Annotated in this window: 12 protein-coding genes; 4 read left to right on the top strand and 8 right to left on the bottom strand. The window is 50.3% G+C overall.

What is annotated here, in order from left to right; genetic code table 11:
* The first annotated feature begins 133 nt into the window (after positions 1-133).
* The 4 genes from SD10_RS08685 to SD10_RS08670 all read left to right on the top strand — a co-directional run bounded on the left by SD10_RS08685 (position 134) and on the right by SD10_RS08670 (position 3,768).
* On the top strand, positions 134-1,066 hold the full coding sequence (locus SD10_RS08685) for a glycosyltransferase family 2 protein (protein ID WP_046573447.1): 933 nt from the start codon (positions 134-136) through the stop codon (positions 1,064-1,066).
* Complete coding sequence (locus tag SD10_RS08680; protein ID WP_082111559.1) at positions 1,017-1,631, top strand: WcaF family extracellular polysaccharide biosynthesis acetyltransferase; 615 nt, start codon at positions 1,017-1,019, stop codon at positions 1,629-1,631. The genes SD10_RS08685 and SD10_RS08680 overlap by 50 nt, the downstream gene beginning before the upstream one ends.
* Positions 1,628-2,398: a glycosyltransferase family 2 protein gene (locus SD10_RS08675; RefSeq protein ID WP_046573445.1), complete on the top strand. Its 771-nt coding sequence runs from the start codon at positions 1,628-1,630 to the stop codon at positions 2,396-2,398. Before SD10_RS08680 ends, SD10_RS08675 begins: the two co-directional genes overlap by 4 nt.
* 161 nt (positions 2,399-2,559) lie before the next feature.
* Positions 2,560-3,768: a glycosyltransferase family 4 protein gene (locus tag SD10_RS08670; protein ID WP_046573444.1), complete on the top strand. Its 1,209-nt coding sequence runs from the start codon at positions 2,560-2,562 to the stop codon at positions 3,766-3,768.
* Between the two features lie 65 nt (positions 3,769-3,833).
* Here the strand turns inward: SD10_RS08670 and tkt are convergent, their stop codons facing one another.
* The 8 genes from tkt to SD10_RS08630 form a co-directional block, all read right to left on the bottom strand.
* Entirely contained in the window at positions 3,834-5,879 is a 2,046-nt protein-coding gene (tkt, locus tag SD10_RS08665; protein WP_046573443.1) for a transketolase, read from the bottom strand.
* Positions 5,880-6,128: 249 nt separating this feature from the next.
* A complete protein-coding gene (locus SD10_RS08660; protein WP_046573442.1) occupies positions 6,129-7,181 on the bottom strand; it encodes a S1C family serine protease in 1,053 nt (350 codons plus the stop codon).
* Positions 7,182-7,428: 247 nt separating this feature from the next.
* Complete coding sequence (locus SD10_RS08655; RefSeq protein WP_046573441.1) at positions 7,429-7,731, bottom strand: hypothetical protein; 303 nt, start codon at positions 7,729-7,731, stop codon at positions 7,429-7,431.
* Positions 7,732-8,010: 279 nt separating this feature from the next.
* Complete coding sequence (locus SD10_RS08650) at positions 8,011-8,748, bottom strand: SDR family oxidoreductase (RefSeq protein ID WP_046573440.1); 738 nt, start codon at positions 8,746-8,748, stop codon at positions 8,011-8,013.
* A gap of 66 nt (positions 8,749-8,814) precedes the next feature.
* Entirely contained in the window at positions 8,815-9,705 is an 891-nt protein-coding gene (locus SD10_RS08645; protein ID WP_046573439.1) for an AraC family transcriptional regulator, read from the bottom strand.
* A gap of 249 nt (positions 9,706-9,954) precedes the next feature.
* Complete coding sequence (locus tag SD10_RS08640; protein ID WP_046573438.1) at positions 9,955-10,602, bottom strand: carbonic anhydrase; 648 nt, start codon at positions 10,600-10,602, stop codon at positions 9,955-9,957.
* A 651-nt stretch (positions 10,603-11,253) separates the two neighbouring features.
* Positions 11,254-14,250: a WD40/YVTN/BNR-like repeat-containing protein gene (locus tag SD10_RS08635; RefSeq protein WP_046573437.1), complete on the bottom strand. Its 2,997-nt coding sequence runs from the start codon at positions 14,248-14,250 to the stop codon at positions 11,254-11,256.
* A gap of 8 nt (positions 14,251-14,258) precedes the next feature.
* Complete coding sequence (locus SD10_RS08630; protein WP_046573436.1) at positions 14,259-15,317, bottom strand: PepSY-associated TM helix domain-containing protein; 1,059 nt, start codon at positions 15,315-15,317, stop codon at positions 14,259-14,261.
* Between the last annotated feature and the right edge of the window lie 23 nt (positions 15,318-15,340).

Below are 15,340 nucleotides of genomic sequence, written 5' to 3'. Positions count from 1 at the left end.
GCTTTGTGGAGTATAAAAAAAGTTATAATATTGCATGATTTCTCGATCGCTGAAAAGACGAGTAAAAATAAAGCCTTTACACCAAAACTGTATCAGAAAAAGCCACTTTTTCGCTTCGATGGTAACCTAGCGTATGACCGACGTATCCGTCATCATCCTGACTCATAACGAGGAAAAACACATTACTCGCTGTTTACAGAGCCTGCTTCCGTTTACAAATAAAATATTTATAGTTGATTCATTTTCAACCGACAGAACGGTTGAGATTGCCCGCTCACTGGGCGCTACGGTCGTTCAGAATGCCTGGGTAAACTACGCGACTCAATTCAACTACGGAATTGAACACACGCCCTTTGAAACAACCTGGCTGATGCGAATGGACGCCGACGAGTATGTGATGCCCGAATTAGCCGGGGAGATCAATCAGCGACTCACTGGTTTGCCAGCTAATGTAGGGGGAGTTTACGTGAAAAGACGTGTATTTTTCCTGAATCGCTGGATGCGCCACGGTGGGTTTTATCCTATTTGGCTGCTTCGGCTGTGGCGACGGGGCGACGGCTTCTGTGAACAGGTGTGGCACGATGAGCACATTAAACTCACCAAAGGCGAGTCGATTCAGTTCGCGCATGACATTGTTGACCACAACCTTAACAATTTGACCTGGTGGACCCAGAAGCATAATCATTACACCATTCTGGAAATGATCAATCTGCTCAACTACCGGTATCAATTCGATCAGGCAGAGACCGTTGAGGCTAATTTGTTTGGGACACAGGATCAGCGCATGCGTTTCCTGAAAGAAAAATATGCGTCTCTTCCTTTATTTACGCGCCCAATCCTGTACTTCATCTACCGGTATTTTATTCGGATGGGGTTTCTGGATGGGCGGCCAGGCTTCGTCTGGTGTTCGCTTCAGGCGCTTTGGTACCGTTTTCTGGTCGACGCCAAACTGTTGGAAGTGAGCATTCGGGTTGGTACCGATAAAGACGCAATCATCAACTATTTCCTGACGGAATATGGCAAAGACCTTCGACCAAACCGACCCGAGCGGGTTGGCCAGTCATAAATCAGACCAACAAAATGGCAAAACGGATCTGTCCCGGTTCAACATCAGTTGGTATAATCCCGGCCCACGCTGGAAGATAATCCTCTGGTTTATAACGAATTCAGTTTTTATAAATACCTATCTGCCACTACCCATTTCGCTCAAACTAGCGATTCTTCGCCTGTTTGGGGCCAAAATCGGAAATAAGGTCGTGGTGAAGCCCGGCGTAAATATTAAATATCCCTGGTTACTTCACGTTGGAAATGAAGTCTGGATTGGGGAGCAGGTTTGGATTGATAACCTGAGCGAAGTACACATTGGCGACAACGTTTGCCTGTCGCAGGGCGCTATGTTACTGACCGGCAACCACGATTATAGCCGGTCAACATTTGATCTGACAACCCGGCCAATTACCCTGGCTGATGGCGTCTGGATTGGAGCCAAATCGGTCGTTTGTGCCGGTGTTCGCTGCGAATCGCATGCGGTGCTGGCCGTTAACTCGGTCGCGACCCGCTCGCTGGAAGCATATGGTATTTATCAGGGAAATCCGGCCGTTTGGGTCCGGCAACGAAACATCAAGGCGTGAAAGTATCGATCATAACGGTTGTGTATAATGGGGCTGAATTTGTTCGGGATTGTATCGAATCGATTCTAAACCAAACTTACTCCAACATCGAATATATTATAGTAGACGGGAAATCGACCGATGGCACGGTGGACATCGTAAAGTCATACGGCACGAAAGTTGCCCGATTTATATCGGAACCAGACAAAGGCCTGTATGATGCGATGAACAAAGGAATCCGGCTAGCAACCGGCGACATCATCGGCCTGTTAAATGCCGACGATTTCTACCGACATAACCGGGTCATCGAGAACATGGTCGCCACGTTTGAGCAAACGGACAGCGATGCCGTTTATGGCGATATGCTCTACGTAGACCGGAACGATACTAAAAAGCTGAAACGGTACTGGCGATCAGGCTGGTATAGCGAAAATGCCTTTTTATGGGGCTGGATGCCAGGGCACTTATCGTTTTTTGCCAAGCGGTGGTTGTATGAAAAACACGGCCTCTTTCGGCTCGATATGAAAAGCGCTGCGGACTACGAGTTGATGTTACGCTTCATTCACAAAAATAAAGCCAAACTTGCGTACATGAATGAAGTGACCATTGTTATGCGGGCAGGCGGCATCAGCAACAGCAGTTTACAGAATCGGCTTCGGGCCAACCGCGAAGATCAATTAGCCTGGCAACTGAATGACTTGAAACCTTACTTTTTCACCTTTTGGCTTAAGCCCTTACGCAAGCTCAAACAATATGTGAGCAAGCCGCCCGAAACGTTAGATAAATAAAGAACGCCGTTCAATCAGATTTTACCAGTTTAACTAAATAATCCAAAAAACTTTACGCTCCTTAGGCCCCAAATTGGGTATCCCGTTTTGTGTTGGGTAGCGTTCCTCGCCTAATTACCGTAAAATTTAGCGAGCATTCAAGTTTCTAAACGTCCCGCCTTATGAATATTGATTTGTTGATTGCGTTCCTGCAAAATAAATTTGGTGACGAGCACTTTACGTTCGGCCTGTACCAATGCGTGCTCTCTTTTCTGGTAGCCTGCTTTGTTGCCGTTGTGGCCATTCCGGTTATCATTAAGATTTCTGAGTTAAAATCACTGATGGAAAACCCCGGCGCCCGCCGGTCGCACTCAACACCAACGCCAACCTTTGGAGGCATAGCCATCTTTGCAGCCATTCTTATTGCCTATTTCCTCTGGCCCAGCATCGACCAGACTGACATCTACACCACGAATTTGTCCATTGCCGGGATGACAATACTGTTCTTCATCGGTATTAAAGACGATCTGGTCGGCATCGATCCGGCCAAGAAACTTATGTTTCAAGTGCTGGCAGCCATGATTTTGATTCTGTTCGGTGATCTTCGGGTCGACTACATGTACGGTATTATGGGGTTTCACCATATCCAGCCCGTTATTAGTATTTTCTTAACCTGCTTCATTTTCATTACGCTGATCAATGCCATCAACCTCATTGATGGCATTGATGGCCTGGCGGGTGGTATTTCAACCATTGCCAGTGGCACGTTTGGTGCGTGGTTTTTGCTGACGAATCATTTTACAATGGCCTGCATGGCGTTTACGCTGGCCGGTGGATTGCTGGGGTTCCTACGGTTCAATTTTTCAAAAACCAGCAAAATCTTCATGGGGAATACCGGCTCACTGATCATTGGATTCATGCTGGCTTTCTTTGCGGTCCGGTTCGTTAACCTAAACGCAGCCTATCGGTACGAGCCAACTGCCTTTTTCAATGCACCCATCATTGCCATCGTCATTCTGATTGTGCCCATTTTTGATACCTTACGGGTGTTCCTGGTCCGGATTTTGGCGGGGCGGTCGCCGTTTTCGGCCGATCGGAATCACATGCACCATATTCTGCTGGACAACGGCCTGTCGCACGTGGCGGCAACGGCTGTTCTGTGCGGAATCTCCCTGTTCAATACGGTTATGTTCCTGCTTTTGCACCGTAACATTTCAAACACGCTGTCCTTAATCATTCTGGGCTGTTTGTTCGGGTTGTACATGCTCATCAGTTTTACGCTCAAAATGCGGGTTATGTACGTGTCGACCCATCCGCGCCGTCGGAAAGCGGTGTTGCGCAGAGAGTTACAAAATGGCATTGTTGGCCGTCGTATTATCGACTACCTATAAGAAAAATCATACGCATAAAAAAAGCGCTTCAGGGATCTGGAGCGCTTTTTTTACGTCACGCGGACTTAAGATAAGACCTCTTTTTTTTCCATGCCTTCGGGTCGTCCTTCCAGAACGGCTTTGGCTACGTTCACCACGTTCTCCGTCGTAAAGCCGAAGTAGGCCATTACTTCTTCGCCGGGTCCCGACAGGCCAAACCGATTCATACTGATCGTTGTGCCTTCATCGGTTACGTATTTGTGCCACCCAATTGGCGAACCCATTTCTACCGCCAGCCGCTTCCGAATCGAAGGTGGCAATACCTCGTGCTGATACGCCTGATCCTGCTGTTCAAACAACTCCCAGGATGGCATGCTCACAACGCGTGCCTCAATGCCCTGTTTTTTAAGTTCGGCCTGTGCGTTCATAACCAGGGATACTTCCGAGCCGGTAGCAATCAGAATCAGTTGCGGTGTTCCTTCGGCTTCGCTCACGATGTAAGCGCCCTTTTCTAGCCCCCGCGCTGAACCGTACTTGTCCTGATCGATGACGGGCAACTTCTGCCGGGAAAGAATCAGCACAACCGGGCTTTTGGGTTGCTGCATGGCCACACGCCAGGCTTCAACGGTTTCGTTGGCGTCGGCCGGGCGGATCACGACGATATTAGGAATCGTCCGTAACGAAACGAACTGCTCAACGGGCTGGTGAGTAGGTCCATCTTCTCCCAAACCGATGCTGTCGTGCGTAAACACAAATGTAACCGACGATTCGGCCAGGGCAGTCAGTCGGATGGCACCGCGCATATAGTCGGAGAAATTCAGGAATGTGCCGCCATACGGGTGTACGCCCCCATGTTGCGCCATGCCGTTGAGGGCCGCTCCCATGGCATGCTCCCGCACACCAAACCAGATATTTGAATTTTCGTAATGGCCAGGCTGAAAACTAACATCGCCTTTCGTGGGCATATCGTTCGAGGAAGCCAGATCAGCCGAGCCACCAAACAGATAAGGGACTCGTTTTTTCAGTGCTTCGAGCGCTTTGCCGGATGCCTGGCGTGTTGCCAGCGGGCCATCGGCAGGAGCGAACAAAGGTAAATCGGCCTCCCAACCCTGAGGAAATTGACCCGCAAAGGAAATGGTAAACGTCTCGGCCTCTTTCGGAAACTGGCTTTGGTAAGCCTCAAACCGCTTTTGCCAATCGGCCTGTAGGTCGGCGCCCCGCTTGCCGGCTTTCATCAAATAAGATTTTACTTCGTCCGGCACAACAAACGTTTCGTCGGGGTCCCATCCGTAAAATTCTTTCGTTTTGCGAACATTCTCCTCGCCTAGTGGACTACCGTGCACTTTGCTGGTTCCCTCCTGCGGACTTCCAAAGCCGATGATGGTCCGCACCGCGATAATGGAAGGGCGCTCTGTTTCAGCCTGCGCAGCCCGGATCGCCTGGTCAATGGCCTCTATGTCATTTCCATCGGCTACGTGCTGCACATGCCAGTCATAAGCTTCAAAACGAGCCATCCGATCTTCCGTAAATGCCAAGTTAGTAGGCCCATCCAGCGAAATCAGGTTATCGTCGTATAGATAAATCAACTTACCCAATTTGAGATGACCAGCCAGCGAAGCCGCTTCGGAAGCGATCCCTTCCATCAGATCGCCATCGCTAACAATAGAATAAGTGTAATGATCCATAACCGAGTGTCCTTCCCGGTTGTAGTTCGCAGCCAGAAAGGCTTCGGCCATGGCCATGCCTACTCCATTGGCAAACCCCTGACCAAGCGGGCCAGTCGTTACTTCGACGCCGGGCGTCAGATTCGATTCGGGATGCCCTGGTGTTCGCGAGTGAAGCTGCCGAAAATTTTTCAGGTCATCCAGCGAGAGGTCATACCCATAGAGGTGCAGCAAACTATACAGCAAGGCCGAACCGTGCCCTGCCGACAGGACAAACCGGTCACGATCAGGCCAATGAGGGTCTTGAGGGTTAAACCGCAAAAAGCGCGACCAGAGCACATACGCCATAGGAGCCGCGCCAAGAGGCAGACCAGGGTGGCCTGAATTCGCTTTCTGAACCGCATCAATCGACAGGAGTCGGATGGTATCAATACTGAGTTGGTCGAGATCAACCGATTTGTTAGCCATAATGAAAGAAGAAGCAAACGTTGAAAAATAACTTTTGTCAGCCGACTTACGCTCGTGTAAGTAGCAGCGTCTATAGACTAACCATCAAAGTCGGAAGAAGATTGAAAAAATTTAGTTTGTTGGCCTAATAACAGTGATTATCAATGGCCGGGCAACAAACTGATCGGAAGGATACTGATTGACAACAAGTAAAAAAACGAGTATCTCTTCCAGTTAATCTGATCTACTGAAAGAAATACCCGTTTCTCACTAATTCAACTCGCCGGGAATCACATAGAGGCTAATTTGGCGGTTTTCGCGCAAGACCGATACCGGAATGCGTTTACCGATTGTCTGGTCTGTAAGAAGCCGGTGCAGATCGTCCATCGTGGCAATGGGTTGTCCATCAAAGCCAACAATAATATCACCCTGCCGCAACTGGCTGTTTCCGGCCACACCATCCACCTCAACACTGGCCACAATGACGCCCGTTTTTGTGGTTAGCTGATTGTAGAGTTTGATGCGCTCGGTCAGGTTGATAAGCTGTCCGGCAATGCCCAGATACCCCCGGCGAACCCGTCCATGCATAATGAGTTTGCCCGCTACAAACGCAGCCAGATTCGACGAAACGGCGAAGCAAAGACCCTGAGCAGGCAATATAACGGCGGTATTGACGCCAATAACATCGCCATTGGCATCGACCAAAGGTCCGCCGGAATTTCCCGGATTAAGCGCGGCATCCGTCTGAATAACATCATCGATGAGCCGCCCTGATTCGGAGCGTAGCGTCCGGCCAAGGGCACTCACCACACCAGCCGTCAGCGAATACTGAAACCCATACGGATTGCCGATGGCAATGGCGATCTGGCCAACCTGCACCTGTTTCGAATCCGCGAAGCGAATCGCTTTCAGACCATCCGCATAAATCTTGATGACGGCAATATCGGTGGCGGGGTCGCGCCCGATAAGCGTGGCTTCATAATCGCGGCTGGGTTCATCGGCGCGAGCAGCAACGGCAACTTCGATCTTACCCGCTCCGGCGACGACGTGATTATTGGTGATGATGTAGCCATCGGTCGAAATAATAAAGCCCGATCCGGTGCCTCCATCAGAATTACCCCGATCTGACCGGCCTCGTTTGAGGTCAATTTCGGTTTGGTTGGTGGCCCGGCCACTGACTTTTATCTGGACAACGGATGGGCTAACTTTTTTGGCTACCGTGACTACGGTGTTTGAATAGGAGTCAAGCAGAACGGAATCCTGATCGGCCCTTCCACCAGGCTGCGAGGCCTGCTCGGCAAAGGTTACAAAGTTCGTTTCCATTATGTAGTTGGTTTACATGTAAATCACTGGCTGATCATGAACTGTTCCAACCACCTATTTACTCGGTCGTGGCTCAGACAACCCGCCAATCTGTCATTTAAACCTTACACAACAAACTGTTTATTCAACCTTTACCTCAATAACGGTTAAAATGGCAGCATCTTCTCATACCTCACTTGGTTCGGCTATGTCTAACGGCGCAGCAGGTGATTTTTCTAACTAGCGGTAGGATAGCGTTACTTTCCGGCTAAAGCCTTACTCCCTGAATCAGAATAGATGTTTCAACAGACTGCTCTTTGAGGGGCAAAAACTGTTTACGGCTTTCATCATGACTGAACGCAATGAAGTCCTGCTCGGTGTCAAACTCAACAAGGTGCACTTCATAAGGTTTTTCAATTGGCTGCCCAATGTATGAGTCCTCAGTGGGCCGTATTCGGAACAAAAGTCGCCCATTGTACGTCTCAATTAGCGGAATAACGACATCCTCAAATTGGTGAAAAACTTCTTCCTGTCCTTCCCGAACATAAATTAATTGAGTCCAATAGATCATATTTCTGAAAAAGTGTCAACGTATTTCGTGTATCACTCATGCGTCAACACTAAACAACGATTGACTATCCTTTTACTTGCCGACCGACAGGCAGCCTCGTCTATAATCACAATAGGGGTCCCTTTACACTCCAGGATAATGGTGCGTAAAGAGACCCCTATTGTGGTCATCCCAGCTTAATTTACCAGCGGCACAACGTTGCTGCGCTCCCGGCTCGACGGTACAGGATTCGGTTTGAGTGATAAAGCAAAAAATTAATCAGACACGAGCTTTGCTTCATTACCAGGGGCTAATTCCTGTTTCAGGCACATTGTCATCACTAAAGAACTGACCTGTCGGGCCATCTGGACCTAACACGGCTGCTTTGACCACCCTGGCAGCGGCATCGGGTACGGTTCCAGGTCCGCTGTGATGATTGAAATCAGTGGCTGTATAGCCTGGGTCAACGGCATTTACCTTGAACGAGCTATCACGCAGGTCGTGAGCCAGCATAATGGTATACGCGTTGAGCGCTGCTTTCGACGCAACATAACTGGCTGGCTTAACCGCATAATATTTCCAGGTAGGGTCACTATGCAAGGTGAGTGAGCCCAGGCCTGAAGTAACGTTAACAATTCGGGGTTCCGGCGATTGCTTCAGCAGGTCGATAAACGCCTGCGTCACTTCAATGACACCAAAAAAATTCGTTTCGAGGACCTGCCTGAATACGCTGATATCTGCTTCCAATGCTGTCTGTGGCATACTTCCGGAGATACCGGCATTATTGATCAGTACATCCAGCGCTTGGGTTTTCCGGCCAAGCACTTCGCGGGCCGCCTTTATCGATTCAATGTTATCGACATCAATTTCGATTGGCTCTACATTCGTTAAGCCCTCTGCCTGTAGCTGGCTAACGGCCTGCTGACCTTTCTGCTCATCCCGGCTACCCAGATAAACAAAATACCCTTCTTGTAGTAATTGCCGGGCTGTTTCAAAGCCAATACTCTTATTTGCGCCTGTGATCAGTACTGTTTTCATGTTTCATCTGTTTATTGGGCAAAACTACGGCGGTCCCGCTTAGCCGCTGAAACACATTCGTCGGTATTACTGGTACATTTCACGGATCGTAGACCGATATTCAGCCGGTGTTACGTCGGTTTCGCGCTTAAAGAAGCGGTTGAAGTAGGAAGCATCCGAAAAACCAAGATCGAAGGCAATTTCCTTTAGCGAATGCTGCGTATGGAACAGCAGGCGCCGGGCTTCCAGCACCAGACGCTCATGAATATGCATGATGGCGGGTTTGCCACTCTGGGCTTTTACCACCTCGCTTAAATACCCGGCCGACACATTGAGCAGGGAGGCATAGTCACTCACCTGGTGCAACTCACGGTAGTGTTCGTCAATCTGAGCCTGGTATTTTTTCAGTAGAAGCTTATCTGTCGAAAACTGATTGCTCTCAAACTGCTCTGCATACAGGCGACTCAAATACGTGAGTAGCACCGTCAGGTAAGCCGTCAGCATGCGGTGCTGCCATTCATTAGGACGTTGATACTCAGCATTGATCTTGGCCAGCATATCCTCCACAAAATCTACATCAGCCTCCGTAAGCCGTAACTCATGGACGCCCTGCGGATTCTGAATAAGGGGCAGCTTACTTAGGGCAGCATTTTCCTGAAATGACAGGAACTCCTTTGTAAACGCAATACCGGTACTCCACAACTGATTAAACCCTTCTTTTACGATAATCTGATTCGGGCCTGTAAAGTAAACGGTGTTGTCTTTAAGGACATAGGGCGTCATGTCTATCCATTGACGGCTGTTGGCTCGCCTGATGAAAACAAGCAGGTAGTGATCCTTACGGTGCGGAACAAGCAGATCTGACTGATTGGGTAGACTGCCTTCATAATTATACACTCGAAACTGTTTATTGGCCGCTACATCATCTGGCTCTAACGAATAAACCGGTACTTGCTGATGGTACTTGAGTGTATGCATTCTCTAAGACAATCATATTTTTGAGTTACCCGAATTTCTCAGATCAGTTGCTCAGCTTGGGTGGAGCCAGGTACGAGTTGGCCATAGCCACAGACTATGGCCAGGTGTTCTCTGGTCTCTGCCTGGTATCATGAAAACCGGCCAGAGACCGGAGAACGCACCGATATAGTCACAGACTATGTCGAGCATCACAGCTACGTCTCTCGACGAAGGCTGTCATCAATTCAGGAAAGCGTCTTGACTATATACCTAAACTGCAGCTTTGGTATTGTTAAACCGATAAATTTCCAGGTTTGGCCCCAGATCGTCGAGCGAAACGTCCATATCCTTGAGTTGTCCGTTGGCAAGATCATACACCCAGCCGTGTACCTTGATGTCCTGATTCCCAAACAGTCGCTTTTGCACAAACGACAGCTTCATCACATTCAGACACTGCTCCCGTACGTTCAACTCAACCAGCCGACGATGTTTGGCTTCAGGGTCGCTAAGGCTGTCAAGTTCATCGCGATGCATGCGGTACACATCCTGTATGTTACGCAGCCAGGTATTCATATACCCAAAATCTTCGTGGGTAGTGGATGCTTTTATACCACCACATCCGTAATGTCCGCAGACAATGACGTGCTTAACCTGCAAACTCTCGACGGCATACTGCAACACGGCCAGGGAGCTAATGTCGTTGTTTGGTACCAGATTGGCGATGTTACGATGAATGAATACGTCTCCGGGCTTGGTACCCATAAAGGCGTCAGGCGACACCCGGCTATCCGAACAGCCAATGTACAGAAAGTCGGGGGTTTGGTTTTTAGCCATTTCTGAGAAATAGGCAGGATCTAGTTGCAGTTGTTTCTGCACCCATATTTTGTTGTGGCTGAACACCTGTTCGTATAAACTCATAATTTCTCTTGCTTTAAGCTCAAAAGTAATAGGCGTCAAAGGACTTTCCTCATGGCCTTGTCAGTAAACGATTAAAAACAGCATCCAGTTTACCGTGCTACGGATTGGGTTCGACGGTTTACGTACTAACCGATCAGGTAGGAATCGTTGCCAGGAATGGATTTGATCCGTTTTTTCTGGACTGCGTATGGGTAATGTAGCCCGTCAATTAGTATGGAAATGATGCCGAAGCACTGGGTTCCGGATCGCAAAATAAGTAATAAATCCCCAATTGCTTACCTTCTACAGGCTGTTCCTATATACGTGTAGAAGCCCGTTAGCTTCAAAAACCTGACTGGCAAAATGGGCAGCATAAGTCGTGGTGCACGTTTACGATTTGCCCCATCGTAAGTAGAATTTTCCTGAAATGAAGCGATGAAAACAACACCTTCATACAGACTCGTAGCGCTACTCCTTTTATGGTTACTACCCTCTTGCCGGGAACCCGAAGTCCACGTTCCCCGGTATCGATTAAAGAAGGTGTCGACCAGCGTGCTTCACAAAATACAGCAGCACAACCGCAACTGACTTCCTACGAAAATCGCCAAATGATTCTCTGATTCCGCACTACAAGTAGATATGGGGAACCGCATTTTGCGAACTCTCTATAAGCTACTGCCTGTTTGTCTTCCAGCTAGCCCACTGCTGCGCCACTTTTTTTAACGTTACCTGCGCTTCGTTCGCAGCGGCTACGACTTGCGTGGTCGGGGCGCTGTCGGCATCTTGCAGGATGGAGAAAATCGAGCTAAAGGCTCTGTTCAATTTATCCAGACTGGTTTGAAGAGTAGCCAGCACCTTTTTCTGTTCATCAGTTGTTGCCCGACTCGTCAAGGTCTGCGCTTCGGTCAGCCAGCCAATCACCTGTTTACGACTTTCGTAGGCGACTACCGACAGATCGTGTTGTTGCTTTAGGATTGAAACAGGTGTTTTTACCCTTGGGTCCATCGTAACAATGAGCGGCTGCGTGTAGATTTTCCCGTTGACGGTCAGCTTAACCGTGTAGGTTCCGGGCATAACCCAGGGTGAGGTGGGCTCTGGGGCCGTTTGCCCGAAGGTAGCCGCGATAGGATACGAGGGCGGAATGGGCAATGGCGTATAATGCATGTTCCACATAAACCGATGCGCCCCGGCGCTGGCTGACAAAATCTGTTGAGGGCGAATCCAGTACGCAGGCAAATTCACATCGGGAACCGTATAGGGTTTATCATCGCTACGAAACTGATGGACCAGCTTACCCGTTGCATCCGTAATCGTCAGAGTGACGATGGAATTGGCCGCTTCGTTCAGGTAATAATCAATTATAGCCCCATCGGGTGGGTTTTGCCCCGCGGGTTCTTCCTGTGGCAAGGGCGTGTCGGGGTTCATGTTCCACCGAACGCGATACGCCCGCTGCGGTTTATAGAGAATCGTCTCGGTTTTGGCCAGTTCGGGGGTTAGCTGGCGAAGGGCGGTCATGTTATCCAGAATCCAGAACGACCGGCCATGTGTGCCAACGACCAGATCGTCGTCTTTAATGACCAGATCCCGAATTGAGGTGGCGGGCATATTGAGCCGCAGCGATTGCCAGTGCGCCCCATCATCGAAAGAAACAGACACGGCGGTTTCGGACCCGGCAAATAACAGACCTTTCCGAATGGGATCTTCGCGCACAACGTTGATAGGGTCGTTGGGCAATCCCGAGACAATTTCCTGCCAGGTTTTTCCACCATCGTGCGTGCGGTAAATGTGCGGCCGCATGTCATCACACCGGATGCGGTTGACGGCTGCGTAAGCTGTATTGGCATCGAAATGTCCGGCATCCATCAGGGAGACTTTGCTCCAGGAGCCAACACCCGGTGGGGTAACATTTTTCCAGGTTTTACCCCCGTCGCGGGTCACCTGAATCAGGCCGTCGTCGGTACCGGCCCAGATGGTATTGATGTCTTTATGTGAGGGCGCAATGGTGTAAATAACCCCACGGGCAGGCATGGTTTTCATAGCTTCCGTTCGATAAACGCCCACGCTTTCGGGAATATCAGGATACGAGGTTCGCGTTAAATCGGGACTAATTACCTGCCAGGAATGACCGCCATTCTGTGTTTTAAAAAGCACATTTCCGGCGAAATAGAGCGTTTTAGGATCAATCGGGGAGAACAACACCGGAGCCGTTCGTACAAACCGGTACTTCCCGCTCCGAACAGCTTCGGGGGCGATGTTCTGGACCTGCCCGGTTCGTTTGTCGTAGCGGGTAATTTTACCGCCATAAATAATAGTGGGGTCGAGCGGGTCCGCAGCTGCGTAGCCGTATTCTTCGACGCCAATCGGATGCCACTCCCGGAAGGTGATTTCGCCATCGTTGCCCCGACTGGCAATGCCTACCGAACCACTCTCCTGCTGCCCACCCAACACGTTGTAAGGGAAGCTATTATCGGTACTCACGTGGTAGAACTGGGCCGTTGGCTGGTTGTACCAGGAACTGAACGTTTGCCCACCGTTGACCGTGACAATTGCGCCCTGATCGCCCGCCAGCAGCAAGACATCGGGGTTATTCGGATTGATCCAGAGCCGGTGATAATCATCGCCACCGGGCGCGCCCCGAAAGTCGTTCCAGGTTTTTCCGCCATCCGTTGACTTCCACGCAGCCACATCCGCAATGAAAACGATGTCGGGATTGGTAGGATGCGCTTTCACTTCGGCGAAGTCACTCCCCCGGCCCCAAAGTCGTTCGTCGCCACTGACGCGTGTCCATGTCTGTCCGGCATTGTCGGAGCGATAGACTCCGCCCGTCTCGGTGGCATCGACCGTCGCGTATAACCGATTGGGGTCACTGGGAGCAATGCAAAAGCCGATCCGGCCCAGTCCCTGCTGAATGGTAGGCAGGCCGTTTGTCAGTTTTTGCCAGGTTGCCCCGCCATCCGTCGATTTATACAGACCGCTTTCGGGGCCCTGCCACTGGCCATTTTCCCAGGGCCCCTGACGAGCCGCCCAGAGATCGGCGTAAACGATATTCGGATTTTTCGGGTCGATGGTTACTTGCACGGCTCCCGTATTTTCATCTTTGTACAACACCCGATCCCAGCTTTTGCCGCCATCCGTCGTGCGATACACACCTCGTTCGGTGTTGGGTCCGTACGGATGCCCCAGAACAGCCGCGAAGACCCGGTTTTCGTTCGTTGGATCAATGCAAATACCGCCAATTTGCTGCCCGTCCTTAAGACCAAGGAAGGACCAGGTTTTCCCGGCATCCGTCGATTTATACATTCCATTGCCTACCGATAAATCGGGGCGCTGAAGTCCCTCACCGCTGGCCACGTAAACGACGTTGGGATTTGAGGGAGCAACGGCCACATCACCAATGGAACCTGTTGGCTGGTCGTCGAAAATAGGATTCCAGGTGCGCCCGTAATCTGTCGTTTTCCAGACCCCACCGTTATTAACGCCCATGTAAAAGACGTTGGGCTGTTGCGGGACACCCACAGCACCCACCGTTCGGCCTCCCCGATGCGGCCCAATCATTCGCCACTTCATGGCATCGAATAACTTGGGCGAGAACAGTTGCGCCTGAAGGGTGAACGTAAGGAGAAGGGCACAGGGCAGCAGGAGCCGCTTTACGGTGGAATGGAAATGCATAGAATTTACTACCTTTTTAAAAGCCAGAGAAATAGACCCGTCAGGGTGACAACGGCCGTCGACAAAGCCAGGAGAATATAGATTATCTGCGAAATCCAGCCACCGTAATGGCCAAAATGAAGTTCCTCGAAAATGTGTTCGGCTATGTATTCCAGATCCGCATCGCGCGCATCGAATCCACTTAGGTAGTGCCCGTTGCGGGCATCGATCGTGGCGGCCACATTGTATTTACCCAGCATTCGAATACTCTCTGGCTTATTGCCCCGAATGACCAGGGTACTATCACCCGGTTTGGGGAAGTCGATAAGCTGCGGATGAAAATCAGCGATGGACGCCCTGGCAGCGGCAATGGCGGCATCGACCGGAATGCTGGTGAGTGAAATTGGAGCGACCTGCGCTGGTTCAACTTTTTTTCCCTCCCCAAACGCCCGTTCGATCTGTTCCCAGTGGAAGAAAATGCCCGTGGCACTCATCATCAGCATGAAGAGTAAAGCCACCACGCCCAGCCACTTATGAATGTCGGCATACACAATGCGGGGTGATTTATTCCACCGTACCCCAATTTTAAAGACGCTCAGCAATGCCCGCCGGTAATACCACGTCCCGGTTAGTACGGACACAAGTAAACAAATACCAGCCAGCCCCATTATGTAGCCCCCGATGGGTTTCACCAGCAGGTTTTCGTGCAGTTCACGCGTTCGCCGGATCAGCGTCGCATCCGCCTGTCGGGCGCCGATGATGGCCCCGGTGTATGGGTTCATGGCGACCCACGTCCGTATGCCCTTGTCGGACAGATCAACGCGGACAGCTTCTTTCTTTGTACTGTCCCATAAGGTCAGGCTCCTGACTTTAGCCTCAGGGTATTGACGATTCACCGTAGCCAGAAGCTGGCCGACGGATTGAAGTTGTCCAACGGATTCAATATGCGTTTGATTCGGGGTCAGCAGGTTGTCGACCTGTTGGTCAACGACTAGAATCGAGCCCGTAACGGTAAGAATCAGGATAAACAGGCCACCCACCAGACCCGAAATTCGGTGCAGGCTATAAACGATTTTATCGGAGAACATGGACTATGCTTAAAACCCGATTA

Origin of the sequence: Spirosoma radiotolerans (assembly GCF_000974425.1) — a bacterium.
In the GTDB taxonomy this organism is placed as follows: domain Bacteria; phylum Bacteroidota; class Bacteroidia; order Cytophagales; family Spirosomataceae; genus Spirosoma; species Spirosoma radiotolerans.
This window is presented reverse-complemented; position numbering and strand designations above follow the sequence as displayed.